The sequence below is a fragment of the Anaerobacillus sp. 63XJN7_4_ISO-PGPR-S23-413 genome (assembly GCF_056173725.1).
Genome location: NZ_CM149688.1, coordinates 2,537,936 through 2,564,010, shown reverse-complemented (window position 1 = coordinate 2,564,010; position 26,075 = coordinate 2,537,936). Strand labels below are relative to the sequence as shown.

The window sequence follows — 26,075 nt, the reverse complement described above, 5'->3', positions numbered from 1 at the left end:
TTGTTTTGAACCAGCTATTGCAATGCAGAAACCTTCATAAGAAATTTTCAAATACATCCATCTTGCAGAACCTTTCGTTTCATTTAGAAGAAGGTGAGCATTTTACAGTAGTAGGACCATCAGGATGCGGTAAGAGTACACTCCTCAGGTGTATTGCTGGTTTGGAAGCACTAAATGAAGGAGACATTTACTTAAGAGAAAAATCAATTGTAAGGCTGAAACCAGAAGATCGTTCGGTCGTTTTGATGTTTCAGGATTCATTATTATTTCCTCATTTAACAGTACTAGAAAACGTAACTTATGGTTTGAAAAGAAAAAAAGTATCAAAAAACGAACGCGTTAGGCAAGCTGAACAAATGTTAAATAAAGTAAAGCTGTCTAAATGGAAAGATACCTTTCCTCATGAATTATCAGGTGGTCAAAAGCAGAGAGTATCACTTGCAAGAGCGCTTGTGCTGAAACCAGATCTTCTTTTATTAGATGAGCCGTTTAGCTCACTTGATGCTGCACTACGAGAATCACTTCGTAGTGAGGTGAAGGATTTATTAAAAGAAGAAGGGATTACTTCACTGTTTATTACTCACGACCGTGACGAAGCTATCGAAATGGGTGATAGGCTTGCTGTTATGTATGAGGGGAGATTCATCCAAATCGGTCATCCTTATGATGTTGTCACGAATCCTTCATCTATGGAGAGCGCTAAAATTATTGGAGAAGGATTAGCTCTAGAAGAAGGGTTTATTCCGCTTAGTAAATTAAAAGCCATTTCTGTGCAAGATAAAGAAAGTAACCAGGATTGTACCTTTGTTTCAGGAAAGGTAAGCGCGGTTACAGTAAAAAACAACATAGAATGCTATCGTATATCCTGGGAACAGGGAAGTATTCTTGTCATGTCAGACAGTCGTTTAGTTGCGGGTCAAGAAGTTCTATTAAGTGCTAAGAGGGAAGACATGAAAGAATATCCCAAAGATCAATGGGGTCTTGCCCAATGACTGTTAAAACACTTCTAAAAGGATTATCGTTGACGGCACTTATCATTGTTATTTACTTACTTAATCAATATGTATTTGATTTTAGACCCTCTCACATTCGTGGTTGGATTTCATCATTCGGCTTTTATGCTCCGCTCATTTTCTTGCTTATTTGTATTGGTAGACCCTTTGTGCTCTTTCCTACATCGATCATTTCGATCAGTGGTGGCTTAGTATTCGGGCCTCTACTTGGTACAGTTCTAGCGGTGGTAGGTGGTTCAACAGGAGCTCTTCTTTTCTTTTCATTAGCAAGAAAATTAGGAATGAACATTCTACCGAAATCATGGAAGCGGAAGGGAGAAAACCTTGAGAAACGATTATCAGAAAAGGGTTTTCTTTATGTACTCTTGTTACGTCTCGTTCCTTTTCTTCATTTTGATTTAGTTAGCTATGTTTGTGGGGTTTCTAATGTGAATCGGAGGAAATACTATTTAGCAACGCTGCTGGGGATGTTACCAGGTGCCATTGCATTGAATTTTCTGGGGGCAAGTTTTTTATCAAATAATTTATCATCGGTCATTATTGCTGCTGCCGTATTACTACTATTACTTATCGTAAGTCTATATATTCGCAGAAAAGCATTCGGACCTTCTGTTGAAGAAGAACTGAAATAAGGACGGTGCTGTCGTGCTTGACACTCATGCAAGGAAATATGTTCAGCCTCTAATGGATCGGACCTCAGAATCGCTGCTTCGATTAGGTCTTACAGCTAATCAAGTAACGGTTATTTCATTCATTATTGGCATTTCATCGGGGATATTTATTTATTTTGATTATTACGTTTGGGCGGTTATCGTATTATGGGCTTCTGGTTTTCTTGATGCTGTTGATGGAACAATGGCACGTAAAACAAAGCCATCTCCTTTTGGCACCGTATTGGATGTGAGTTTTGATCGCGTTGTTGAAATTAGTGTCATATTAGGGCTTGCTTTTCGGTTTCCTGAAGCGATGTGGGCCTTGTTATTATTAAGTACTTCCATCATTTTTGCCATGACGATCTTCCTTACAGTAGGTGCTGTGTCAGAGAAAAAAGGCATCAAATCATTCTATTATCAAGCGGGAGCTGCGGAGAGAACAGAAGGTTTTCTTCTCTTTACAGCAATGATTTTGTTTCACAATTTTTTAGTTATCTTGACACTAGCGTTTGTAGCAATTGAACTATTCACTGCTTTTCAAAGACTAGCAGAAGCCAAAAGGATATTAGGATAGAGGAGATGGGACGAATGATAGAATATGATCTAATTGTAATAGGCGGGGGTTCTGGTGGACTGACTGCTGCATCTGGTGCAGCCAATATGGGAGCCAATGTGGCCTTAATCGATGATCAGCCAGGTTTAGGTGGTGACTGTCTTCATTATGGGTGTGTCCCATCAAAGGCTTTTATTACAGCTGCTAAAGAAGTTCATGCTGTATACAAGGGGGCAAAAGAATTTGGCCTTACGGTGAGCGGTGAAGTGCTCTTTAGTCGTGCTATAGATCGCGTGAAAGAAGCGATTAGTGAAATTCAAGAAATTGATAGTGATGAGCGCTTTGAGAAATTAGGGGTAGATATTTATCGAGGCAAAGGTTCATTTAAAGATAGTCATACAGTCCTCATTGATGGCAAGAACCCCATCAAAGGGAAACGTATTGTGATTTCCACAGGATCAAGCCCGAAAGTTCCCCCAATTGACGGAGTGGAACATGTTTCTTATATTACGAATGAATCAATTTTCAATTTAGACCATTTGCCTGAAAGCATCGTTTTTATAGGTGGCGGTCCTGTTGGACTTGAGCTTGCTCAATCTCTCTCAAGATTCGGCTCAAATGTAACTATATTAGAAACCTCTGAGACCATTTTGAAAAAAGAAGATCATGATATTATTCCAATTGCTACGAAGGAATTGGAGAAAGAACTTTCATTTATTTTTAAAGCAGAAGTAAAAGAGATTAAAGAGGAAAACGGTTATAAAGTTGTGGCGTATATAGAGAATGGCGAAGAGAAAACTATCCAATCAGAAATGATTATGTTTTCAACTGGTAGAAAGCCTAATACAGATAAATTGAATTTAGAAGCGGCCTCAGTAGATGAGGACAATGGATTTATTAAAGTTAATGCATCATTACAATCTAGCCAATCCCACATCTATGCAATTGGTGATGTGAATGGTGCCTTTCCTTTTACACATGGAGCTGGTATGGAAGGGAAACTTATTGTACAAAACGCAGTGTTTGGATTAAAGAGAAAAGTAAACTATGAGAACGTTCCATGGGTTACCTATATAGATCCTGAGGTCTTTCACCTTGGAATGACTGAGAAAGAAGCGAAAGAGAAACATGGCGATCAAATTCGCGTTTTCAAGGTTGGTACGGAAGATGTCGATCGATTTATAGCTGAGCGCAAAAAAAATGGACTTTTAAAGGTCATTACAGACATGAAAGGGCATATTCTAGGTGCTCATGCTGTTGGTGAAGATGCTGGAAGCTGGATGCAAGAAATTGTTTTTGCGAAAGAACATGGTCATAAAATCGGAGACATTTCTACAGTTATTCACCCATACCCAACGAAAGGTGCTATCCTAAATCAAGCCGCTGATTTATTCTGGAGAGAAAAATTATTTGATGGTTGGCTTCCGAAGGTGTCAGAAAAATACATTAAATGGGTTCGATAAAGAATTAAAGGAGGAGAAGGTTGAAGAAACTGTTGTTAATTGGAGCGGGACATGCTCACCTTCACATAATGAAGAAACTTCAGGAAGAAAATGGAGAGCATGAGGTGACACTCATTTCTCCATCGGAGTATCAATATTATTCTGGAATGTTCTCAGGCTATCTTGAAGGGCTATATAACAAAGAAGATATGCGAATACATATTCCAACATTAGCAAAAGCGGCAGGCATTCATTTTACGGAGGGTGCAGCGTTATCTATAGATGCTAAAGCAAAAGTTGTGTTAACGGAAAAGGGCGATATTCTCTCATATGATGTTCTTTCCGTAGATATCGGCTCATTAACAGCCGGAATTGAAGTACCTGGCGCTAGAAAGCATGCTCTCCGCATCAAACCTAACTATCGTATCGAGGAAGTCGCGAAGGCAATGCAGGCGGCAGAAACCCCTGTCGTTGTAGGTGGTGGCGCTGCAGGTGTTGAAATGGCTTTAGCTCTCACTGCAAAAAGAAAACTTGAGGATAAAAAACCGGTGGCATTAATTTCTCATTCACCATTGTTAGAAAATACTTCTGCTAAAGCGCAGGAAAAAATCAAGCAAATTATGCAAGGTAAAAGCTTGCCACTTTATTTGCAAGAAAAAGTGGCAAATGTAACGTCAAGTCAGATTATCACAACAACTGGTAATCAAATTGCTTATGATGAAGTGCTATGGTTAACTGGACCAAAAGCTCCAGGTATATTTCGAACTTCTCAATTACCAGTTGATGAAGCGGGTTATTTACTTGTAGAAGATACACTACAAGTGAAGGAGTATCCGGCCATTTTTGCGGCAGGAGATTGTGCTTCTATCCGCCAGTATCCGGACCTTCCTAAAGCCGGTGTAGTAGCCGTGCGACAATCAGATATCCTTTGGGCAAACATTAAGGGGTTTCTGAATGATGCGAATGGACGGCGTTTCCAACCTAAGAATGCATACTTATCGATTCTTTCTACTGGTCAAAAACAGGGATTACTGTTATATGGGAGAATAGTTCTTCACCATCCTCTCTCATGGAAATTAAAAAATAGAATAGATCAAAAGTTTATGACCACATACAAGACGAATGTTTGAGTAACGCCCGGTGTATTATAATAGGACTTTAATGGGTCCTCTTCATGAAAAAAACTCTCTTTCTTAAAGAAAGAGAGTTTTTTTCATGAAGAGGACGGTAATAAACGTTGCGGATTTCTGGCTCATGTACGCTCTGTGATTAAAATTGCACTCGAATGAGCCAAAATCGAGCATCAAAACTATAAGTTAATGTAGTTTGTGGATAAACCATATAGGTGTAATCTTCATTAATTCATACATAAAGACCGCGACTTTATGAGTGGAGGTGAGCAAATTCTGTCGGATATTTGTGCTGAAAAAAGAGGGGTTGACGAAACGATTGCTAGCGAAAAATGACAAATTGGAGTGGCTTTTCAATTTTTTTGGCATTTCGATAAAAGGCTATTTGAACAAACTCCTCCTTTATGCTGACATCCGAAAGATATAAAAGCGAATTTTAGGGACTTTGTCATAAGTAAATTACTTGAGTAAGAATCGATGCTTCTATAGTCCTTAACCCCTAAAGACTATTAAAAAACGATATTACTCATCAAAATGATTCAGAAGCAGGACAATCGTCATTTTTTTATATTAAAAGTACTTTGAGAGAATTGAATCATTTTCTGAAAATTTCGTCATTTTTGTTTGGGTTGTGACAAATCCTGGTATAGCATATTAAGTGAACCCGGCAATACAAAAGGAGGGCAGAGTGTAAACACAAAACTAATAATTAGGGAGGAAGAAATTTGAGAAAACGAAGCAAACGTAAAATCGTAGCTCTTTTTGCTTGTTTTATTCTCCTCATCACGAGCTTCATACAACCAGCGATGCAAGTGAACGCGAAAAGTGATTCTTCTGTATCCATGAATGATGAAGTGAAACGCGTTGATCAGAAGGTAGCGAAAGCATTTGAGAAGAACGAAAAAGTAACGTTCTTGATTAAATTTGCAGAACAAGCTGATACGACAAAGGTTGCGAAAGAAGCTGAAGAAAAGGCTAAGAAAAACAACTTAACTTCCTTTCAAGCTGAAATCACTAAGCGATCAGCTGTTGTTAATGCGTTAAGAGCTACGTCTATTGAAACACAACACTCTGTGTCCACATACTTAGAACAACAAGAGAAAAAAGGCAATGCAGAAGACATAAAATCATTTTACATCGTAAACGGTATGGCAGTAACAGCAACAAAAAAAGTGATGAACCAACTAGCATCATTTCCTGAAGTGGATAAAATACTTCCTAACGAGATCAGGCAGATTCAGCCAATTCCAGATAAAACGAAAACTAAGGCTAAAACGACTGCAGATACGAACTCAATTGAGTGGAATATTGATCGAGTAGGTGCTCCTGAAGTATGGGATATGGGAATTGATGGGGCAGGGACGGTGATCGCTAACATTGATACCGGTGTTCAGTGGGATCATCCCGCTCTTATGGAACAGTATCGAGGATATAGTTCTGAAGGAGTAGATCATGAATTTAACTGGTTTGACGCTGTAAGCGGAGAAGCCGCCCCATATGATGATCTCGCACATGGGACTCATACAATGGGAACTATGGTTGGCGCTGAACCGGATGGTTCGAATGAGATTGGCGTCGCTCCTGGGGCAAAATGGATAGCGGTAAAAGCTTTTAGCGAAGACGGTGGAACAGATATCGATCTTCTTGAAGCAGGAGAATGGATTATTGCTCCTAAGGATGCAGAAGGCAATCCACACCCTGAGAAGGCTCCTGATGTCGTGAACAATTCTTGGGGAGGCGGACCTGGGCTTGACGAATGGTATCGCCCAATGGTTCAAAATTGGCGAAATGCAGATATATTCCCAGAATTTTCTGCGGGTAATACAACACTATTTAATCCCGGAGGTCCGGAGTCAATCGCAACACCAGCAAATTATCCTGAGTCATTTGCTACGGGAGCTACAGATATCAATGATGCTCTTGGAAGTTTCTCTCTACAGGGACCATCCCCATATGATGAAATAAAACCTGACGTTTCAGCTCCTGGAGTTAATATCCGTTCTGCGGTACCAGGGAGTAGCTATGAAGGAGGGTGGAATGGTACGTCGATGGCTGGGCCACACGTATCAGCGATCGCTGCTCTCCTTCGTCAAGCAGATCCATCGTTGACGGTTGATGATATAGAAGACATCTTTTTAAACACCGTCACACCACTTACAGACGATGAATTCCCAGATTCTCCGAATAATGGTTACGGTTATGGATTAGTGAATGCATTTGACGCTGTTTCTTCTGTTATGAGTGGGCTCGGTACATTAGAGGGTGATGTGATGAAAGAAGGAAGCGATGAAGAAGAGCCCACGTATCAACACGATGCTCCTGCAGAAGCTTATGCTCAGATGGAATTTCCTCTTACCGTCACAGCGACAGATAATGTGAGCGTAACGAGTGTAGAGCTTGAATATGATCATAACGGAGAGTGGACGTCAACTGAAGCAACAAGAATTGATGGGAACTATCTTTCTGGATCCTATCAAGCTATTATCCCAGGTGACGCCGTCAGTGAACCTTCCGTTAGTTACAGGTTTAAAATCGAAGACTATGGTGGACATGTTGTCACAACGGACGAATATCAGGTAGAAATTATCCCTGGTATCTCAACAGGATACGAAACGGACTTTGAATCAGAGCCAGCTGGATGGATGAGCTGGGGAGAAAATAATTCATGGGAGCGGGGGACGCCAACGGTTGGTCCTGAAGCTTACTCTGGAGAAAAGGTTTATGGAACCAACCTTGATGGAGCTTATGACAACAGTGCTAACATGACGCTGATGATGCCTCCTATCGATTTACCAGAAGGTGAAGCTTATCTTCAATTCAATCAATGGTATGAACTAGAAAGAAACTATGATTATGGTCATCTCTTCGTTTCAACCGATCAGGAAAATTGGGAAGCTCTTGCGGAGTATAATAATCTTTCTGATGAATGGGTGAGTGAAGAGGTTGATCTATCAGCCTATGAAAATCAGCGGATTTATTTAGCTTTCCACGTCGAGACGGATGGTAGCGTGATGAAGCAGGGCTGGTATATTGACGATGTAAGTTTATCAGCAGAGCCGATGGAAGTCGCCGCTAAGAAAAAGAGCGCGAAAGTTTCTGTTCAGCCTGAAGAAAAATCTGCTAGTGCCAAAGCGAAAGAAAAAGTTAATCCTGACAAGTTAAAACCTTCACCGCTTGTTGCAAATCCAGTTAAAGAGAAACCATCACCTACACCTCAAGCTCTGCCGCTTCAAGCAGAAGTGTCTATTCTTGAGACAGGGCGCTCTGCAACAACGAACTTGGAAGATGGAAGCTATTCCATGACTCATGCAGCAGGGGACTATACAGCTGTTGCAGAAGCATATGGCTACCAGTCAGAGACTCAGGAAGTGACGATCGTAGATGATGAAGTGACAGAAGCTGACTTCACATTAGAAGCGATACCAGAGGGAGAAATCGAAGGAACAGTCACGAATAGTGAAACAGGAGAGCCAATCCAAGATGCAACTGTTTTATTAGTAGAAGATGCTGCTATAGCACCCGTGCAAACGGATGAAGAAGGACATTATTCATTAACAGGTTATGAAGGGGAGTATACGTTAAAAGTTCTTGCGGCCGGTTACTATAGCGATACATTTAACGTCACTGTGGAAGCGAACGAGACCGTTGTACAGAATGCTGATCTTTCCCCATTCATCGGATATGCAGGGGAAATCGGGTATGACGATGGTACTGCTGAAAACGCAAGAGCGTTCTATGATGCTGGGAACGGTTGGGCTGTGAAAATGTCGCTAGCAGAAGGTCAAGAACGTGCGCTTGTGACTGGAGGGTTATTTAGATTCTGGAATACGGAATGGCCAAATCCAGGCGGCACAAATTTTAAAGTCGAAATTCATGATGCATCAGGTCCGGATGGAGCACCAGGTAAGAAACTCGCTGGTCCAATTGACGCGACTGCTCTTCGAAATGGCGAATGGACGATGGTTGATCTGTCTGATCAAGGAGTGATCGTAGAAGGTGATTTTTATCTCACTTATATTCAAGCGGATGCCAATCCAAATGCTCCGGGTCTTGCAACAGATGAAGACGGAGAATATGTCGACCGAAGCTTTCAATATGTTAGCGGCGCATGGTCGAAGGCTCCTGAAGAAGAAGGGAACTATATGATCCGTGCAGTCGTGGATTATGAACTAACAGCACCAATGATTACATCTCCAAAAGACGGTTCGTATACAAACAAGAATAGCATTGAAGTTGACGGTGAAACGGCACCAATGACAGACGTTCATGTTATGAAAAATGGCGAAGAAGAAGCTGTTACAACTTCTAATGAAGAAGGTGATTTTACAACAGAAATCCAATTGAGCAATGGTGAAAATCAGTTAACAGCTCGTGCATCGACTGATCGTGGGATGACGGAAGAATCTGATACTGTTATGGTTACTTTAGATCAAACAAAACCGGAATTAACGATCACATCTCCTAAAGATGACTGGAAAACAAATAAAGGATCCGTAACAGTTAAAGGTGACGTTCATGATGATAATCTTGCTTGGGTAAAAGTTAACGGAACGAAAGCGAAAGTAGAAAATGGTGCATTTTCACATCGGATGCTTCTCGAGCAAGGTGAGAACATTATAAAAGTAGTGGCGAAAGACAAAGCAGGAAATAAAACGAAAAAGTCGATCAAAGTTTATTCCCAGCAAGAAGAATTGGTCATTAATCAATTAAAACCAGATCAAAATAAAGATCTTCAAGCGGGAGAATCAGTGAAAATTGAATTCGATAGCTCTCCAGGAATAAAGGCTACTTTCTCAATTCGTATGCCGCTAGTGAATCCAACGATGATGCCTTCAAGTATGACTGAATTTCCAATGATGGAAGTATCAGAAGGGCATTATGTCGGTTACTGGACAGCTACTTCGAATGTGGTGGCTGAAGGTGCTGAGATCGAAGTGAAAGTGAAAGATTCTTTTGGCAACGAGACACGAAAAACAGCGGAAGGATTACTAAATATCAATACGAAAGAATAGTTTAAACCACTGAAAAAGCAGGCAGTCTAAATAGACAGCCTGCTTTTTTGATTTGTCCGGTATTTTATCAGATTTCATCTTAAGCAATGTATAAGCATATGATCGGCGGTGGTTTTTCTTGTCATTTCTGATAAAATAAAATTCAAATTAATTGTCAAATGTGGATTTGCAACTTCAAATGTGCAAAGATATTGTAAAGACGTTTATAATGGAGAAGAAGCAAATTGCTGAAAAGGAAATGATGATATGGCTTTACGATATGCTCTTCTTGGATTACTCACAAAGAAACCATCAACCGGATATGAACTAACACAACAATTTAGAGAAACGATGATCCATTTTTGGTCTGCGCATCATACACAAATTTATCGTGAACTTGGAAAGATGGAGAAAGAGAAGCTAGTAAGCTTTGAAATTGTTCCGCAGTTAGATCTTCCAGATAAAAAGATCTATTCTATTGAAGATAAAGGATACCGTCTTCTCATTGAATGGCTTGCTCATCATACTGTAGACCCACCAAAAATGAAAAACGAACAATTGATGCGTGTTTCTTTATTTCATCTTATTCCAAAAGAAGAAGCGATCCAATTCCTAAAAGAGAGTAAAGAGCATCACCAAATGGTGCTTGATCATATGAACAGCTGGAAAGAAGTAAATGCAGTTGATCATAGAATAGAGAAAGATCGTCTGGGGGAATACCTTACGCTTGAATACGGTAGGCGTCAGATGAAAACCTGGATTGAGTGGTGTGACTGGGCTATTGAGTTTATAGACGTTATTATAGAAGATAGTGGAGAGGAGAGATAACATGAGAGTGACTTTCACAGATCAAGCGATCGAGAAATTAGAACATGATTCTGAGGGTTATATGAAGTTACATTATGACATCGAAGATTGCGGGTGTGTAGTGAACGGTGTTACGCAATTAGTAAATGATTCCGCTCAGGGTGATTTTAATATGACGCTTGAGTCAAATTTCAGACCTGTATTGATTCAGAAACAATATAAAGTGTTTTTTGATAAAGAAATGAAAATTGATTTTCTTCCGAAACACCAGTGTTTTATGCTTAAAAGTGATAGTGAAATCATTAACCCGAGAATGCGATATATAAACAAAGGATAACGATTAGGGGGATTTACTAGAGTGACGTTTTTGATGTATTTTGTTATTTTTTTCGTAGTATTTATGATCGTAAAGGGAGTTTTGAATTTATTTAAAGGTCAAAAGATGGATCGAATTACGGTTATCGGTGGACTAATTCTAGCTCTAATCTATAGTATTATTTTAACTATAGTAAAAGGATAAAATAAGCACACGTCTGTGTGCTTATTTTATTTAGTTTACCATAATTTTTTTATGACTACTTTAGGGAAGCTTCCTTTTCTTTATTATATAACGTTCGATAAGGTGTTAGGATGGGTCTTGATAGGTGAGGCTCAATCCCATCAATAGCTCTCATTAGTTTTTCTAGATCAATACCTGTTTTGATACCCATTCTCTCCAACATATAGACAACACTTTCTGTTGCAACGTTGCCTGTCGCTCCTTTGGCGAAAGGGCAGCCGCCAAGTCCGCCTACTGACGTATCAAATCTTGAAATTCCAGCTTGGAGACATGCATAGATGTTAGCAAGTGCCATACCCCTTGTATCGTGGAAATGAGCTGTTAACAATGTTGACGGTAATTCTTTTACAAGTTGGCTAAAAAGGTTGTGTGATTCATCAGGAGTGGCCATTCCGTTAGTATCTGCTACGCTTAATTCATCTACGCCTGCATCAACAAATTGACGGCAAACGTCAACCGCATCATTTACTTTTATTTTTCCTTCATATGGACAATAGAAAGCAGTAGAGATGCATGCACGAACGAAATAACCTTCTGCTTTTAATTCTTTGACTAAAGGAATTAGCTCATTGAGTAGATCCTTTGTCTCTTTATTGCTATTCTTTTGATTAAAGGAGTTACTAACACCAGCAAAAAGTGCTATCGATTTCACGTTCGTTTCTTTAATCCTCTCGACCCCTTTACGGTTAGGGGCTAAAACGAAGTTTCTTGTACCGTCAAGGCAAGTACTTACTATTTCACTGGCATCTTTCATTTGGGGAACCCATTTAGGTGATACGAATGAGGTAATCTCCATTTCTTTCATTCCGGCTGTTTTTAAGGCTTTGATGAAACGGATTTTATCATTTGTTTTGATCTGATTTAGTTCATTTTGAAGTCCATCTCTTGGACCAACTTCAATGATTGTTGCATGTTGTGGTAGCAAAACATTCATCACCTTTCTTTGTAAGCGCTATCTTTAATTAAAACAAATGATCGGAAGTCTTGCAAGATAATCGTTTGAATAATGGAAATTCTCGCTTGGAGGAAGGAGTTTTTTGAATTAAGTAAGAATTATGTAGAAGAGAGTCATAGATACATAAGGAGGAAATCGAAATGAGTCGAGATGTTGTAATTGTAAGCGCTGTCAGAACGCCGGTAGGTTCATTTAATGGTTCACTAAAATCTATATCAGCTACAGAACTTGGGGCCGCTGTCATTAAGGGAGCGATCGAAAAAGCTGACTTATCAATAGATCAGGTGGAAGAAGTCATTATGGGAAACGTTCTACAAGCGGGTCTCGGACAAAATCCTGCACGTCAGGCTGCGATTAAAGCGGGAATCCCAGTTTCAACTCCTGCGATGACAATCAATAAAGTATGTGGTTCAGGATTGAAAACCGTTCATCTAGGAGCTCAATCTATTATGCTTGGCGATCAAGATATTGTTGTCGCTGGTGGGATGGAGAACATGAGTCAGGCACCTTATTTATTAAACGGAGCACGAGAAGGCTTACGAATGGGTGACCAAAAGATGGTGGATAGCATGATTCAAGATGGATTATGGTGCGCATTTAACGATTATCATATGGGTGTTACTGCTGAGAACCTGTGCGATCATTATCAGCTAACAAGAGAAGAAATGGATGAATTTGCTGCATGGAGTCAACAAAAAGCACAGGCTGCAATTGAAGAGGGGCGTTTTAAAGAAGAGATTCTCCCGGTTTCTATTCCGCAGCGAAAAGGTGACCCTCTTTTATTTGATACCGATGAATACGTTAAACCAGGAACAACGGCTGATAAACTTGCAAAGTTACGCCCAGCTTTTAAGAAAAACGGTGGGGTTACGGCAGGAAACGCTTCTGGTATTAACGATGGCGCAGCCGCTGTTGTTTTAATGAGTAAAGAAAAGGCTGATGAGCTTGGAATAGAATACCTTGCTGTTATTCGCTCGAATGCAAGTGGAGGTGTAGATCCAAGCGTAATGGGGTTAGGTCCTGTTCCTGCTACGAAGAAAGCACTTGAACGTGCTGGACTTTCAATGAATCAAATGAATCTAGTGGAAGCAAATGAGGCTTTTGCTGCTCAATCTCTTGCCGTTGGAAGAGACCTTGATTTTAATGAAGAAATCTTGAACGTGAACGGTGGGGCGATCGCTCTTGGTCATCCGATTGGCGCAAGTGGTACTCGAATCTTAGTAACCCTACTACATGAAATGAAACGTAGAAATGAGCGGTTTGGTCTGGCTACGCTTTGCATTGGTGGAGGACAGGGCGTAGCAACAATCGTTGAACGAACTTAAAAAAGATATGGAGGTTTAAATAAATGAAGCCAGTACTTGATACGTTTGAAGAAGCCGTACAAGACATTCAAGATGGAGCAACGATTCTAGTTGGTGGGTTTGGCCTTGTAGGTATACCAGAAAATTTAATTCTTGCATTAAAAGAGAAAGGAACAAAGGACTTAACAGTCATATCGAACAACTGTGGAGTTGATGACTGGGGCCTGGGATTGCTCCTTAAAAACAGACAAATAAAAAAAATGGTAGGTTCCTATGTTGGAGAAAATAAAGAATTTGAAAGACAGGTGTTATCCGGTGAATTAGAAGTTGAGCTCATTCCTCAAGGAACGCTAGCAGAGAGAATAAGGGCAGGCGGTGCTGGCATTCCAGCGTTCTATACTCCAGCTGGCGTGGGAACACCGATAGCAGAAGGAAAAGAAGTCAGAGTATTCAATGGTAAAGAGTACTTGCTTGAAGAAGCCATTCAGGCAGATTTCTCATTTGTTCGTGCGTGGAAAGGGGACATAATGGGGAACTTGGTCTATAACAAAACGGCACGCAATTTTAATCCTATGATTGCTGCAGCAGGTAAAGTGACCATAGCTGAGGTAGAGGAATTAGTAGGTGTAGGAGAGTTATCCCCTGATCAAATTCATACTCCAAGTATTTATATTCAAAAGGTTATTGTGGGTGAGCAGGAAAAGAAGATTGAGCGATTAACAACGCGATAGGAGGATCATAATGGTGAAAGTAGATAAAGCAGCAGTTCGTGAAAAGATTGCAAGACGTGCTGAAATAGAAATTCTGGATGGTTTTTATGTGAATCTAGGAATTGGAATGCCTACGATGGTAGCTAACTATATACCAGAAGGCAAAAAAATAGTGCTTCAATCGGAAAATGGCCTTCTTGGAATCGGACCTTATCCAACTGAAGGTGAAGTTGATCCTGATCTTATTAACGCCGGGAAAGAAACAGTTACAGCGATGCAAGGAGCATCCTATTTTGATAGTGCAGAGTCTTTTGCGATGATTCGTGGAGGACATATTGATGTTGCGATACTAGGCGGAATGGAAGTCTCAAAAGATGGTGATCTCGCTAATTGGATGATACCTGGAAAGATGATTAAAGGTATGGGTGGGGCCATGGATCTTGTGCATGGGGCGAAAAGGATTGTTGTCATTATGGATCATGTGAACAAAAACGGAGACCCGAAAATTTTGAATTCTTGTACCCTCCCCCTAACAGGTCAAGGCGTTGTTAATCGAATCATTACGGATCGGGCTGTTTTTGACATAACGGATGAAGGGCTTGTGTTAAAAGAAGTTGCCATTGGCTATAGCATTGAGCAAATTCAAGCTTCAACAGAACCGGATATTATTATTAGCGATCCAATATTAGATGCCTTTTAATTTATGAAAAGAGAAGGAAAGAGCGCAGTCATTTGACTGCGCTCTTTATTTAATTACCGATGCTTATCGTACACATTCACTTTTGAAACGTCACGTATTTTCTGAACTTCATCAGGTGTTAAGTCTGGAGCATTTTGTGCTGTAATATTTGCGAGAAGTTGTTCACTGCGACTAGCTCCAGGAATTACTGTAGCTACAGCGGGATGAGCAAGAGCATATTTTAGTGATGTTTGAGTTAAATTGCGCTTATCCCCTTTTATTTCAGAAATTTGCTTAACAGTTTCAAGAACGTCGAATTTAGAATGGTCGAGAAATCCGTCTTCTTTTACTTTTTCCTCATATCGATCAGTTAACATGCCTTTAGCAAGCGGTCCCCTAGCAATGACACTGATGTTGTTTTCATGCAAATAATCTAGAATTTCTTCTTCGGGTCTACGATCAAGAATGCTGTATTGCATCATAACTGATGCGATAGAAGATTTTTTTACAAACTCTCGGATGACATTTGGCCGTATACTTGAAATACCATATTCGATAATTAATCCTTCTTGTTTTAATTCTTCAAAAGCTTCAATGGTTTCATCGAATGGGTCCTCGATTGTACCACCGTGTAGCTGAAAGAGATCAATGTGATCTGTTTTCAATCGTTTTAAGCTAGCTTTTAGTGCTGATTTAATATGTTTTTTTGATGGATCCCAGTACCAGCCTTCTTTTCCTTCTTCCCAGTGGTTCCCTGCTTTCGTAGCAAGTACGACTGAATCCCGTCGATCACGTAGGGCTTCTCCTACTATTTCTTCATTTAGACCGAAGTCATACAAATCAGCTGTATCGATAAATGTAACGCCGTTATCAATTGCCTCATGAATAAGCGAAATACCTTTCTCTCGATCAGTGCCAAGTGACATAGTACCTAATCCAATTTCGCTAACGTTCAGTTTTGAGCTTCCGAGTTGATTGGTTTTCATTGCATTCCATACCTCCCATTTTTAACCTGTATTAAGTGTATCGTGATAGGAGGATTCATGCCAATCATATGCTGATTCCGATGTCTTGTTACCTGATAACACACCTGCTATAGTAAACATAATGGGAGGCGGTAGAATGGCAACAGAAGCGCTTTTAATTATTGATATGAGCAATGATTTTGTTCATGATGAGGGAGGACTTACTTCAGGCAAGAAGGGACAGGAGATTGTTCCTAGCATTATTTCACTTGCCACAACGTTTATTGAGGAAGGCAAGGAAGTTGTGATTTGTATGGATGAGCATGAAGAAGAGGATGATCACTTTAATATCTGGCCCGTACATAATGTAAGAGGAACGTGGGGACAGAAGTTATATGGTGAATTACAGCAGTGGTATGAATCCAATAAGGAGCTTTCGAATGTCACGTTTGTTCCTAAGCCAGAATATGATGCATTTTATGGAACGAATCTGGAAGAAATACTCAAATCACGTCGCGTAGAAACTGTTCATCTAGCAGGAGTATGTACAGATATTTGCGATTTTCTAACTGCTTATGGTGCTTACGCAAGAGGATTTAGAACAGTTGCCCATTCATCGTGTATGGCAACGTTTACCGAGCATCATAACGTATTCCTTGAGCAAATGAAAAATATTTTCAAAACGGAGATTCGTTAAACAAGAAACGCTGCCATTAATGGCAGCGTTTCTTGTTGTTTTCTTATTGTATTAACCTTAGGTGTGCTTTAGTTCGAACAGCAGGAGCCTGAATCCATTCTTCAATCGTTTCATAATGATTCATATAATGTCTAATCATTAACTGAATCTGCTTTGGTTTTCCTACCATTGTGACACCGTTTGGCTGAATATAGACTTTCATAAACAGAACCTCCTAAATAGTTCGATACATTAATGGTTTTAGTCTTTTCCCTATTATCTGTCTCATGTGATAGACTTTATGTATCGATTTGAATTTTTAGAACCAGGAGATGATGAACAAATGGACCATTTATATGAAAAGACCTTGCATTCAGAAACGATTTACGAAGGTCGAATTATAGACTTACGAGTGGAAGATGTTGAGTTACCAAATGGGAAACAAAGTAAGCGTGAATTAATTGATCATCCTGGTGCGGTTGCGGTTATTGCAGAGACGCCCGATCATAAAATTTTAGCCGTTAAACAATATCGTAAAGCCCTTGATAAAGCTATCGTGGAAATCCCAGCTGGGAAACTTGAACCAGGGGAGAAACCTGAAGTTACAGCAGTTCGTGAATTAGAAGAAGAGACAGGATATACGTGTGACTCACTTGAAAAAGTGATTTCATTTTACACATCACCTGGTTTTGCAAATGAACTTGTTCATTTATACGTAGCAAAGGGATTAGAGAAAAAAGGAGAACAATCGGCTGATGAAGATGAGTTTCTTGATGTTCTTCATTTAACAATAGAAGAAATGGAAAAGATGGTAGAAAGCCAAGAAATTCATGATGCTAAAACCGCTTATGCTCTCATGTATTTACAAATGAAATTGAAGTGATCACATGAAATCATGTTATGCAGATTTTCATATTCATATCGGGAGAACTAGAACGAACAAACCTGTTAAGATAACTGGTTCAAAAACGTTAACACTATCTCATATCCTTAATGAAGCTAGTGCAAGAAAAGGGCTTGATATGGTGGGCGTGATCGATTGTCACGTTCCTGAAGTTATGAAAGAGATAGAAGATTATTTGGAGAAGGGTGAATGTTATGAATTGAGTGAGGGTGGAATTCGGTTTGAATCTCTCACTCTCATTTTAGGTACCGAAATCGAAATCTATGATGAGAAATGTCAGGGTCCTATTCATGTACTAGTTTATTTGCCTGATTTAACTAAAATGAAACATTTTTCAGATTGGCTAAGAGCTAGAATGACGAACATTACTCTAAGTTCTCAACGCATATATGAAAGAGCGGAGGTCATTCAAGAAAAGGCAAAAGAGCTTGATGGTTTATTTATACCTGCCCATATATTCACACCATTTAAGAGCCTATTTGGGAAGGGAGTCCATCAGTCAATAAGCGAAGTTTTTGACCTAAACAATATTGATGGAATTGAATTAGGTCTTTCTTCTAACACACAGATGGCAGACCAAATTGAAGAACTTCATCGTTACCCATTTTTGACGAATTCAGACGCACATTCCACACAAAAAATAGCTCGAGAATATCAATGCTTATATTTAAAACAACCCACATTTCTTGAGTGGAAAAAGGCATTACAAGGCAAATATGACCGGAAAATTGCAGCGAATTTTGGATTGGACCCAAAATTAGGTAAATATTATGAGACCATATGCTCTAAATGTAATTCTCCAGTTAATCAGTTGGTTTGCGATTCATGCGGAAGTAAGAAGATTATAAAAGGGGTGGCGAATCGAATTCAAGAATTGAGTTCAGCGTCGACGTGCCCTGTTCGTCCTCCATATGTACATCACGTTCCTCTAGACTTTCTACCAGGGGTTGGACCAAAAACTTTCGAGCGTCTATTAGATTCTTTTAGTACGGAGATGAATATTCTTCACCGGGTGACTGAGAGTGATCTGACCGGCGTTGTGGGAGAGTCACTCGCTCATATGATCGTCCTTTCAAGGAATGGGCAGCTTACTTTAGAACAAGGTGGGGGTGGAACATACGGTAAAGTTGTAAACCAAAAGAGATAATCTATCGATCAGTCATACGTTCAAAATCCATTTCATAGACTTTACCAAAGGTCGTATGAAGGAGGAAATCGTATGAATCGTAGCCGACATCTGAAGCAAATGATATCAACTCATCTATCAGATCATTTATCTCTTTACACATTTATTGCCGTATTGTTCCTCATGGGCATTGTATTCGGAGCCGTTATAGTCAATAGTCTAAGCTTCACTCAAAAAGAAGATCTTGCTGTATACTTGGGGCGTTTTTTTGGACAGGTATCAGATGGACAGTTCGCAACATCATCTGAAATGTTTCATCAAAGCTTAACTCATTATGCCAAATATATTGGTTTGATGTGGCTTCTAGGACTTACGATTATTGGTCTTCCAATTGTACTAATTATGCTCTTTCTAAAAGGGATAGTTGTTGGTTTTACAGTAGGTTTTCTTGTGAATCAAATGAGCTGGAAAGGCTTCTTATTGGCATTTGTTTCAGTCTTTCCACAGAATATTATAGCGGTACCCGCGATGGTGATCGTTGCAACGGCTTCTCTAACTTTTTCGCTTCGACTGATGAGGCAATTATTTATGAAACGCAGAATAGAACCGATTCTTCCTCCATTCTTAAGGTTTTCAGGACTAGTTATATGTGCGCTAAGTTTTCTTTGTCTAGCAGCATGGTTTGAAGCTTATTTATCACCAGGATTGATAAAGGCCGTAGTGGAAATGAAGTAAATTATATTCATTATCAAATTAAAATCATTACAACATTAGGTTGATAATGATTTTAATTTGACACCGATTTCCCTACTGCTTATAATGAAAATGGCATCGATCGAGGGAGGGAAATGGGACATGGAAAGCAGAATCGATCGAATTAAGAAACATCTTCATTCTCAAAGCTATAAGTTAACGCCCCAGCGAGAAGCAACCGTGCGGGTACTTCTTGAGAACGAAGAAGACCATTTAAGCGCTGAAGATGTGTATCTTTTAGTAAAAGAAAAATCTCCTGAAATTGGATTAGCAACTGTATATCGAACGCTTGAGTTATTAGCTGAATTGAAAATCGTTGATAAAATTAATTTTGGTGACGGTGTTTCAAGGTTTGACCTCAGGCAAGAAGGCGCTGCCCATTTTCACCATCACTTGGTTTGTATTGAGTGTGGTGCAGTAGATGAAATACAAGATGATTTACTTGGTGATGTAGAAAAGGTAGTTGAGAATGATTGGAACTTTAAAATTAAAGATCATCGCCTTACATTTCATGGGATCTGTCACCGTTGTCAAGGACAGGAAGATAAAGAACAGCCGGAGCAAGCCGTTAATCATTCATAATTGTAATAGAAGACATTTAAGAACCTGTATCTCCTAACGATGTATAAAATTCTCTATCCCTGGCATATCTTTTACTAGAGATGGAGGTGCGTTAGTTTGAGAAGGGGTTTATTGCTTGTTTTAGATACAATGAAAGTTTTCTTACTGTTCACAGGTTGTACATTACTGTTTTACTTTGGCATTCTCTGGGTAAATCAAGAGTACCAGAATTATCATCGGTATGATGTGCCACAAGGAAAAGCAGTGAAAGTCGTTCAAATGGAATCGGGTATTCAACACACTTTCCTTGAAAGGCTCAATTTGTTTTACCAGACAGGTGAATAAGGAGCGTTTACAATGGAAGATCAGGTACAGGATTTTTTGCACTATTTGATAGTTGAGCGGAGCCTGTCCAAAAATACTCTCGATGCATACAGGCGAGATCTCGCTCAATATCTAAAACACATAAAAGAAAATGAGAACATTTCCACTTTGGATGAAGTGCGACGTGTGCATATTGTTAATTATCTCTATACGCTAAGAGACAGTGGAAAAGCATCTACTACAATTGCTCGAAACATTGCTTCTATTCGTGCCTTTCATCAATTTTTACTTAGAGAAAAGGCAGTGGATCAAGATCCCTCTGTACATATTGAAACACCAAAAACAGAGCGGAAACTACCTAAGATTTTGTCAACAACTGAAGTAGAGCAGCTGCTAGAGGCACCCGATTATTCGACTCCTTTTGGTAAACGCGATCGCGCTATGCTTGAAGTATTGTATGCAACAGGTTTGCGTGTGAGTGAACTCATTGATTTGAAAATGGAAGATGTTCATTTAACAATGGGTTTTATTCGAACGATTGGTAAGGGGAATAAAGAACGAATTGTGCCTTTAGGTAAGATGGCAAGAGATGCCTTAACCATTTATTTGGATGAAGGTAGAGGGCAATTAATGAAGAAGAATAAAAACGAAATGCTTTTCTTGAATCATCGTGGTGAAAGCCTATCGAGACAAGGTTTCTGGAAAATTCTTAAAAAGCTTGCATTGAAAGCTAACATTTTAAAACCTCTTACCCCCCATACACTTAGACATTCATTTGCAACACACTTACTTGAAAATGGAGCGGACCTTAGAGCAGTACAGGAGCTTCTCGGACATGCAGATATTTCAACAACACAGATCTATACACATGTAACTAAAGCGAGGTTGAAGGATATTTATTCAACTTACCATCCAAGGGCCTAATAGGAGGCTTTCTCCAGAAAGAGATCTGGTCATTGGCCAGATTTTTTCTTTTTTCTGCTTTCGTAAACGCATTCATGCGTGAGTTTTTTTGTTTTTGAAGGGAATAGTAACAATAGATAGACATTGAATGAGGAGGATCATAATGACAAAACGATTTAAGAGAGTATTTTTGGTTGTAATGGATTCGGTGGGTATTGGTGAGGCTCCTGATGCTGATCAATTTGACGACCTAGGTGCAGATACTCTAGGTCATATCGCAGATCATATGAATGGTTTGAAGATGCCAAATATGGAGAAATTGGGTCTTGGCAACATTCGGGAACTTAATGGGGTTAGTAAAGCAGATAAGCCAATGGCACATTATACTAAAATGATGGAAGCTTCGAATGGGAAAGACACGATGACTGGTCATTGGGAAATTATGGGCCTTCACATAGAACAGCCTTTTAGAACCTTCCCTAATGGATTTCCTGACGATCTCATCTCCGAGCTTGAAAGCAGAACTGGAAGAAAAATCATTGGAAATAAACCTGCTTCAGGGACAGAAATTCTTGTAGAACTTGGTGAAGAGCACGTAAAGACCGGTGCACTTATTGTTTATACTTCTGCAGATTCAGTTCTTCAAATTGCGGCCCATGAAGATGTTGTTCCATTGGATGAGCTTTATCATATTTGTGAGATTGCAAGAGAAATGACAAAAGCAGAAGAATATATGGTTGGACGAGTAATCGCAAGACCATTTCTAGGAGAGCCAGGCGACTTTAAACGCACTTCCAATCGCCATGATTATGCGCTTAAGCCGTTTGGACATACGGTTATGAATGAATTAAAAGACAATGAGAAAGACGTTATTGCAATCGGAAAGATTTCAGATATTTATGACGAAGAAGGTGTAACAAAGTCTCTTCGTACGAAATCAAATATGGACGGTATGGATAAGTTGCTTGAAACTCAACAAATGCAATTTGAAGGAATCAGCTTCCTGAACCTCGTGGACTTTGATGCATTATATGGGCATAGAAGAGACCCACAAGGCTATGGTGAAGCGCTAGAAGAGTATGACGAGAGATTAAAGGAAGTTCTCGATCGAATGGAAGAAGATGATTTGTTATTGATCACAGCTGATCATGGGAATGATCCAATTCATCATGGAACAGATCATACACGTGAATATGTTCCATTACTTGCCTACCATAAAGGGATAAAAGAAGCGGTAGATCTCGGTATTCGTGACACATTTGCTGATATTGGAGCAACTATTGCGGATAATTTTGATGTAACGTTACCAAAACACGGGACAAGCTTTCTTAAAAAGCTTTAAGAATCAAGAGGAGGAACGAAAATGACAATTAAACAAGAAATTCAAGATGCATCATCCTATATACAAAGTCAAGTTGGAGAGTTTCGTCCAGAAATCGGGCTGATCTTAGGTTCTGGTCTTGGTGTACTGGCTGAAGAAATAGAAAACCCAGTTCAAATCCCCTATAGTGACATTCCGAATTTTCCCGTCTCAACAGTAGAAGGGCACGCTGGACAATTTGTATTCGGAACGTTAAATGGAAAAGCAGTAGCAGCCATGCAGGGGCGTTTTCACTTTTATGAAGGATATTCAATGGATAAAGTAACATTCCCCGTTCGAGTGATGAAAGAACTTGGGATTCTTAAAGTAATCGTAACGAATGCTGCAGGTGGTATAAATGAAGAGTTCCAACCTGGAGATTTAATGGTTATTGCTGATCATATTAATAACTTTGGAACAAATCCATTAATTGGACCAAATAGCAATGAGTTTGGACCACGTTTCCCGGATATGTCTACCGCTTATTCAATGGATCTTCAACGTTTAGCACAAGATACGGCAACAGAACTTGGAATGAAACTACAATCTGGAGTATATGTCGGAAATACTGGACCAACTTATGAAACCCCAGCAGAAGTTAGAATGCTAAGAACGCTAGGTGGAGACGCCGTTGGAATGTCAACTGTACCAGAAGTTATCATTGCCAGACATGCGGGCATGGATGTACTTGGTATCTCTTGTATTTCAAATATGGCTGCCGGAATTCTGGATCAACCACTTCACCACGACGAAGTAATTGAAACAACAGAGAAGGTAAAGGCAAACTTCCTTCTTTTAGTTAAAACAATTGTAAGTAAAATGGGTTAAAGTAGAAGGGAGAGCTATTCGAATGAGAATGGTTGATGTTATTCAAAAAAAACGTAATGGAAATGAATTGACAAAAGAAGAAATTAATTTCTTTATTGAAGGATATACAAAGGGGGACATCCCTGATTACCAGGCGTCAGCTTTAATGATGGCGATTTATTTTAATGGGATGAAGTCTAATGAAACAGCTATGCTTACCCAAGCAATGGTAGAGTCTGGAGAAACAATCGATCTATCTGCTATAGAGGGTCATAAAGTGGACAAGCATTCAACTGGAGGAGTAGGGGATAAGACAACCTTTATCGTTGGTCCATTGGTTGCTTCTGTAGGTGTACCAGTTGCAAAAATGTCTGGCCGAGGTTTAGGTCATACCGGTGGAACTTTAGATAAGCTGGAGTCTATTAAAGGATTCCACATTGAGATGACCAAAGAAGAATTTGTGAATAATGTGAATACACATAAACTTTCTGTAGCTGGTCAGACAGGGAACCTCGCTCCAGCAGATAAAAAATTATACGCGCTTCGTGATGTAACAGCTACTGTGGATTCCATTCCATTGATCGCAGGATCTATCATGAGTAAAAAGCTTGCTTCTGGAGCAGATGGTATTGTTCTTGATGTCAAAACTGGATCCGGTGCTTTCATGAAGAAGCTTGAAGACTCAGAAGCTCTTGCTAAAGAAATGGTTAACATCGGAAACAACCTTGGACGAAACACTGTGGCAGTTATTAGTGATATGAGTCAGCCGCTTGGTTTTGAAGTAGGAAATGCAAATGAAGTTCGAGAAGCTTGTCAGGTTCTTCAAGGAGAAAATATCGAGGATCTTCGCCTGCTTTCTCTAGAACTTGCTTCACATATGACAGTGATAGCTGGTGCTTTCGATGACTTTGAGACGGCGTATAAAACACTTGAAGAGAATCTTCAAAATGGAAAAGCGTTTGAATCATTTAGAACGCTCGTTCAAGCTCAAGGTGGGGATGTATCCGTCATTGATGATCTTTCTAAACTTCCACAGGCAAAGCATGATATTGAAGTTTCGGCACATCAAGATGGGTATGTAACAGAAATTGATGCTGAATCTGTTGGTGTTGCTGCTATGTATCTTGGTGCAGGAAGAGCGACAAAAGACGATCAAATTAATCACGGTGTTGGGATCACCCTGAAGAAAAAAGTCGGCGATAAAGTGGAGAAAGGCGAAGCACTAGTTGTTCTTCACAGTGATGAAGAAGACGTTCAGAACTCAATCGATAAAATTAATGAAGCTTATACTCTTTCTAAGCAAGCTGCTGAAAAGCCACAGCTAATTTATAAAGTTATTAACTAATAAAAAAAGATAGTATCTTGAGAAGTCTCTTTTGGGAGGCTTCTTTTTTTTATGTGTTTAGCTATGTGAGCTTATCTTTTTGGCTCATTCACGTGACATCTTCATCTCAGAGCGTAATTAAGGCAATAATCAACTACTTCATTAACATGTCCATGTGTATACATCCGTGAAAAGATTTAAGGAGAGTGAATGCGATTATCAATAGAGGATATAGAATTCGTATATTTTTCCAAGATGTTGGAAATCCTTGTAATACTAAGAATGGAGGGATCACCAATGAAAGTTGTTGCAACAGCGCTCGCCTTCTTGCTGGGAGTAACTCTTATTGTTCCTTCTTTTGCGCATGCAGAAGAAGCAAAGCTAAAAATCGCAGAGAATTCTTCTTCCGCTATTTTGATTGAGCGAGATACAGGTGAAGTATTGTTTGAAAAAGATAGTGATAAAAAGCTTCCTCCTGCAAGTATGACTAAAATCATGACCATGATCTTAATTATGGAAGCGATTGAAAGTGGAAAAATAAGCCTCGATCAGAAAGTTAGAGCAAGTGAATATGCTGCTTCAATGGGTGGTTCACAGATTTTTCTTGAGGCAGGGGAAGAAATGACAGTTAACGATATGTTAAAAGGTATTGCAATTGCTTCCGGTAATGATGCTTCGGTAGCAATGGCTGAAGCGATCGCTGGTTCGGAAGAAGAATTTGTTAATTCGATGAATGCAAAGGCAAAATCAATGGGACTCAAAAACACTCATTTTGTAAATCCTACTGGATTACCAGCGGAAGGTCATTATTCCACTGCAAATGATATGGCCCTTATGGCTAAAGAGCTTCTTAAATATGAATTGATTACAAAATATACTGGATTATATGAAGACTACCTGAGGCAGGATACAGATAAGAAATTCTGGCTCGTTAACACTAATAAGCTTGTTAAATTTTATCCTGGTGTAGATGGGTTGAAGACAGGATTTACAAGTGAAGCAAAGTATTGTCTTACGGCAACGGCGAAAAGAGATGACATGCGAGTGGTGGCCGTTGTAATGGGTGCTCCATCTCCAAAAGTACGTAATGCAGATATTACAAAACTGTTTGATTATGCATTTTCTCAATATAAAACACATAAGTTATTCGATCGAAACAACATCGTGAAAGAAGTAAAGGTAAATAAAGGAGATCAACCTACCATGTCTGTTGTAACATCTGAGCGAGTTTCCGTTCTTCTTAAGAAAGGGCAAGAAAACGGTAAAATTACAACAAGCATCAAAGTCAATAAGAATATAGAAACACCTGTTAAGAAAGGGGAAGAGGTAGGTGAGTTGTCTGTGAAAATAGATGGTCATGTGACAGCTACATCTCCGGTTATTGCAGCCAAAGACATTCAAAAAGCTTCCTGGTGGCAGCTGATGAAACGAACAGCTGCACAGTTCGCCAAAGCGCCTACTCAAACTGTCAAGTGATCACCTCTTTCATCGAAATCTCACTAGTTTTGTCACGAAGAAGGAATTAACCCTGTAAAGAGAGAAAAAACTCACAAGCAAACATGAGGAGGAATGTGAC

Annotated in this window: 26 protein-coding genes; 23 read left to right on the top strand and 3 right to left on the bottom strand. The window is 39.6% G+C overall.

Annotated features, from left to right (window positions below; translation table 11 throughout):
* Positions 1-5: 5 nt before the first annotated feature.
* The 9 genes from AC0VYO_RS13580 to AC0VYO_RS13540 all read left to right on the top strand — a co-directional run bounded on the left by AC0VYO_RS13580 (position 6) and on the right by AC0VYO_RS13540 (position 11,109).
* Positions 6-992 carry an ABC transporter ATP-binding protein gene (locus AC0VYO_RS13580; RefSeq protein WP_430246083.1) on the top strand — a complete coding sequence of 329 codons (987 nt, stop codon included), beginning with the start codon at positions 6-8 and terminating at the stop codon, positions 990-992.
* Complete coding sequence (locus AC0VYO_RS13575) at positions 989-1,645, top strand: TVP38/TMEM64 family protein (RefSeq protein WP_194222017.1); 657 nt, start codon at positions 989-991, stop codon at positions 1,643-1,645. Before AC0VYO_RS13580 ends, AC0VYO_RS13575 begins: the two co-directional genes overlap by 4 nt.
* 13 nt (positions 1,646-1,658) lie before the next feature.
* Positions 1,659-2,240 carry a CDP-alcohol phosphatidyltransferase family protein gene (locus tag AC0VYO_RS13570; protein ID WP_430246085.1) on the top strand — a complete coding sequence of 194 codons (582 nt, stop codon included), beginning with the start codon at positions 1,659-1,661 and terminating at the stop codon, positions 2,238-2,240.
* Positions 2,241-2,254: 14 nt separating this feature from the next.
* Entirely contained in the window at positions 2,255-3,682 is a 1,428-nt protein-coding gene (locus AC0VYO_RS13565; RefSeq protein WP_475367693.1) for a dihydrolipoyl dehydrogenase family protein, read from the top strand.
* 20 nt (positions 3,683-3,702) lie between these two features.
* Positions 3,703-4,791: an FAD-dependent oxidoreductase gene (locus tag AC0VYO_RS13560; RefSeq protein ID WP_475367692.1), complete on the top strand. Its 1,089-nt coding sequence runs from the start codon at positions 3,703-3,705 to the stop codon at positions 4,789-4,791.
* Positions 4,792-5,516: 725 nt separating this feature from the next.
* Positions 5,517-9,803 (top strand): S8 family serine peptidase, encoded by a 4,287-nt coding sequence (locus AC0VYO_RS13555; RefSeq protein ID WP_475367691.1) that lies wholly within the window; start codon positions 5,517-5,519, stop codon positions 9,801-9,803.
* Positions 9,804-10,049: 246 nt separating this feature from the next.
* On the top strand, positions 10,050-10,610 hold the full coding sequence (locus tag AC0VYO_RS13550) for a PadR family transcriptional regulator (RefSeq protein ID WP_430246090.1): 561 nt from the start codon (positions 10,050-10,052) through the stop codon (positions 10,608-10,610).
* A gap of 1 nt (position 10,611) precedes the next feature.
* Positions 10,612-10,926 (top strand): iron-sulfur cluster biosynthesis family protein, encoded by a 315-nt coding sequence (locus tag AC0VYO_RS13545; RefSeq protein WP_160918920.1) that lies wholly within the window; start codon positions 10,612-10,614, stop codon positions 10,924-10,926.
* Positions 10,927-10,947: 21 nt separating this feature from the next.
* Positions 10,948-11,109, top strand: a complete 162-nt coding sequence (locus AC0VYO_RS13540; RefSeq protein WP_430246093.1) for a hypothetical protein — start codon at positions 10,948-10,950, stop codon at positions 11,107-11,109.
* 55 nt (positions 11,110-11,164) lie between these two features.
* Here the strand turns inward: AC0VYO_RS13540 and AC0VYO_RS13535 are convergent, their stop codons facing one another.
* Positions 11,165-12,082 carry a hydroxymethylglutaryl-CoA lyase gene (locus tag AC0VYO_RS13535; RefSeq protein WP_475369065.1) on the bottom strand — a complete coding sequence of 306 codons (918 nt, stop codon included), beginning with the start codon at positions 12,080-12,082 and terminating at the stop codon, positions 11,165-11,167.
* A gap of 161 nt (positions 12,083-12,243) precedes the next feature.
* Between AC0VYO_RS13535 and AC0VYO_RS13530 the strand changes: the two genes are divergently transcribed.
* From AC0VYO_RS13530 to AC0VYO_RS13520, 3 genes are read left to right on the top strand one after another with little or no spacing between them, the layout of a single operon-like run.
* Positions 12,244-13,428 (top strand): acetyl-CoA C-acetyltransferase, encoded by a 1,185-nt coding sequence (locus AC0VYO_RS13530; RefSeq protein WP_475365409.1) that lies wholly within the window; start codon positions 12,244-12,246, stop codon positions 13,426-13,428.
* 23 nt (positions 13,429-13,451) lie between these two features.
* Complete coding sequence (locus AC0VYO_RS13525) at positions 13,452-14,138, top strand: CoA transferase subunit A (RefSeq protein ID WP_194222010.1); 687 nt, start codon at positions 13,452-13,454, stop codon at positions 14,136-14,138.
* 10 nt (positions 14,139-14,148) lie between these two features.
* On the top strand, positions 14,149-14,817 hold the full coding sequence (locus tag AC0VYO_RS13520) for a CoA transferase subunit B (RefSeq protein ID WP_475365408.1): 669 nt from the start codon (positions 14,149-14,151) through the stop codon (positions 14,815-14,817).
* A gap of 53 nt (positions 14,818-14,870) precedes the next feature.
* Here the strand turns inward: AC0VYO_RS13520 and AC0VYO_RS13515 are convergent, their stop codons facing one another.
* Positions 14,871-15,782: an aldo/keto reductase gene (locus AC0VYO_RS13515; RefSeq protein ID WP_475365407.1), complete on the bottom strand. Its 912-nt coding sequence runs from the start codon at positions 15,780-15,782 to the stop codon at positions 14,871-14,873.
* Positions 15,783-15,918: 136 nt separating this feature from the next.
* Here AC0VYO_RS13515 and AC0VYO_RS13510 point away from each other — a divergent pair, with 136 nt between their 5' ends.
* A complete protein-coding gene (locus tag AC0VYO_RS13510) occupies positions 15,919-16,458 on the top strand; it encodes a cysteine hydrolase family protein (RefSeq protein WP_475365406.1) in 540 nt (179 codons plus the stop codon).
* 43 nt (positions 16,459-16,501) lie between these two features.
* Here the strand turns inward: AC0VYO_RS13510 and mciZ are convergent, their stop codons facing one another.
* A complete protein-coding gene (gene mciZ, locus AC0VYO_RS13505) occupies positions 16,502-16,660 on the bottom strand; it encodes a Z-ring formation inhibitor MciZ (protein ID WP_194222006.1) in 159 nt (52 codons plus the stop codon).
* Between the two features lie 120 nt (positions 16,661-16,780).
* Between mciZ and AC0VYO_RS13500 the strand changes: the two genes are divergently transcribed.
* From AC0VYO_RS13500 to AC0VYO_RS13455, 10 genes are all read left to right on the top strand, one after another.
* Complete coding sequence (locus tag AC0VYO_RS13500) at positions 16,781-17,320, top strand: NUDIX hydrolase (RefSeq protein ID WP_475367493.1); 540 nt, start codon at positions 16,781-16,783, stop codon at positions 17,318-17,320.
* 4 nt (positions 17,321-17,324) lie between these two features.
* Entirely contained in the window at positions 17,325-18,488 is a 1,164-nt protein-coding gene (locus tag AC0VYO_RS13495; RefSeq protein ID WP_475367690.1) for an endonuclease Q family protein, read from the top strand.
* Positions 18,489-18,560: 72 nt separating this feature from the next.
* Entirely contained in the window at positions 18,561-19,202 is a 642-nt protein-coding gene (gene spoIIM / locus AC0VYO_RS13490; RefSeq protein WP_194222004.1) for a stage II sporulation protein M, read from the top strand.
* Positions 19,203-19,322: 120 nt separating this feature from the next.
* Positions 19,323-19,802: a ferric iron uptake transcriptional regulator gene (fur, locus tag AC0VYO_RS13485; protein ID WP_194222003.1), complete on the top strand. Its 480-nt coding sequence runs from the start codon at positions 19,323-19,325 to the stop codon at positions 19,800-19,802.
* A gap of 96 nt (positions 19,803-19,898) precedes the next feature.
* A complete protein-coding gene (locus AC0VYO_RS13480; protein WP_371018615.1) occupies positions 19,899-20,126 on the top strand; it encodes a YqzK family protein in 228 nt (75 codons plus the stop codon).
* 12 nt (positions 20,127-20,138) lie between these two features.
* Positions 20,139-21,029 carry a site-specific tyrosine recombinase XerD gene (gene xerD / locus AC0VYO_RS13475; protein ID WP_475365404.1) on the top strand — a complete coding sequence of 297 codons (891 nt, stop codon included), beginning with the start codon at positions 20,139-20,141 and terminating at the stop codon, positions 21,027-21,029.
* A gap of 142 nt (positions 21,030-21,171) precedes the next feature.
* Positions 21,172-22,350, top strand: coding sequence for a phosphopentomutase (deoB, locus tag AC0VYO_RS13470; protein WP_475365403.1), 1,179 nt, complete (start codon positions 21,172-21,174; stop codon positions 22,348-22,350).
* 21 nt (positions 22,351-22,371) lie between these two features.
* A complete protein-coding gene (locus AC0VYO_RS13465; RefSeq protein ID WP_430246111.1) occupies positions 22,372-23,196 on the top strand; it encodes a purine-nucleoside phosphorylase in 825 nt (274 codons plus the stop codon).
* 22 nt (positions 23,197-23,218) lie between these two features.
* Positions 23,219-24,520, top strand: coding sequence for a pyrimidine-nucleoside phosphorylase (locus AC0VYO_RS13460; RefSeq protein ID WP_430246113.1), 1,302 nt, complete (start codon positions 23,219-23,221; stop codon positions 24,518-24,520).
* 276 nt (positions 24,521-24,796) lie between these two features.
* Complete coding sequence (locus tag AC0VYO_RS13455) at positions 24,797-25,975, top strand: D-alanyl-D-alanine carboxypeptidase family protein (RefSeq protein ID WP_430246115.1); 1,179 nt, start codon at positions 24,797-24,799, stop codon at positions 25,973-25,975.
* The last annotated feature ends 100 nt before the right edge of the window (positions 25,976-26,075 follow it).

Excerpts from the sequence above, each read along its gene's own strand:
- AC0VYO_RS13575 (WP_194222017.1), top strand. The coding sequence starts at position 989 with ATGACTGTTAAAACACTTCTAAAAGGATTATCGTTGACGGCACTTATC.
- AC0VYO_RS13565 (WP_475367693.1), top strand. The coding sequence starts at position 2,255 with ATGATAGAATATGATCTAATTGTAATAGGCGGGGGTTCTGGTGGACTG.
- AC0VYO_RS13550 (WP_430246090.1), top strand. The coding sequence starts at position 10,050 with ATGGCTTTACGATATGCTCTTCTTGGATTACTCACAAAGAAACCATCA.
- AC0VYO_RS13545 (WP_160918920.1), top strand. The coding sequence starts at position 10,612 with ATGAGAGTGACTTTCACAGATCAAGCGATCGAGAAATTAGAACATGAT.
- AC0VYO_RS13535 (WP_475369065.1), bottom strand. The coding sequence starts at position 12,082 with ATGAATGTTTTGCTACCACAACATGCAACAATCATTGAAGTTGGTCCA.
- AC0VYO_RS13530 (WP_475365409.1), top strand. The coding sequence starts at position 12,244 with ATGAGTCGAGATGTTGTAATTGTAAGCGCTGTCAGAACGCCGGTAGGT.
- AC0VYO_RS13525 (WP_194222010.1), top strand. The coding sequence starts at position 13,452 with ATGAAGCCAGTACTTGATACGTTTGAAGAAGCCGTACAAGACATTCAA.
- AC0VYO_RS13520 (WP_475365408.1), top strand. The coding sequence starts at position 14,149 with ATGGTGAAAGTAGATAAAGCAGCAGTTCGTGAAAAGATTGCAAGACGT.
- AC0VYO_RS13515 (WP_475365407.1), bottom strand. The coding sequence starts at position 15,782 with ATGAAAACCAATCAACTCGGAAGCTCAAAACTGAACGTTAGCGAAATT.
- AC0VYO_RS13510 (WP_475365406.1), top strand. The coding sequence starts at position 15,919 with ATGGCAACAGAAGCGCTTTTAATTATTGATATGAGCAATGATTTTGTT.
- mciZ (WP_194222006.1), bottom strand. The coding sequence starts at position 16,660 with ATGAAAGTCTATATTCAGCCAAACGGTGTCACAATGGTAGGAAAACCA.
- AC0VYO_RS13500 (WP_475367493.1), top strand. The coding sequence starts at position 16,781 with ATGGACCATTTATATGAAAAGACCTTGCATTCAGAAACGATTTACGAA.
- AC0VYO_RS13495 (WP_475367690.1), top strand. The coding sequence starts at position 17,325 with ATGAAATCATGTTATGCAGATTTTCATATTCATATCGGGAGAACTAGA.
- spoIIM (WP_194222004.1), top strand. The coding sequence starts at position 18,561 with ATGAATCGTAGCCGACATCTGAAGCAAATGATATCAACTCATCTATCA.
- fur (WP_194222003.1), top strand. The coding sequence starts at position 19,323 with ATGGAAAGCAGAATCGATCGAATTAAGAAACATCTTCATTCTCAAAGC.
- xerD (WP_475365404.1), top strand. The coding sequence starts at position 20,139 with ATGGAAGATCAGGTACAGGATTTTTTGCACTATTTGATAGTTGAGCGG.
- deoB (WP_475365403.1), top strand. The coding sequence starts at position 21,172 with ATGACAAAACGATTTAAGAGAGTATTTTTGGTTGTAATGGATTCGGTG.
- AC0VYO_RS13465 (WP_430246111.1), top strand. The coding sequence starts at position 22,372 with ATGACAATTAAACAAGAAATTCAAGATGCATCATCCTATATACAAAGT.
- AC0VYO_RS13460 (WP_430246113.1), top strand. The coding sequence starts at position 23,219 with ATGAGAATGGTTGATGTTATTCAAAAAAAACGTAATGGAAATGAATTG.
- AC0VYO_RS13455 (WP_430246115.1), top strand. The coding sequence starts at position 24,797 with ATGAAAGTTGTTGCAACAGCGCTCGCCTTCTTGCTGGGAGTAACTCTT.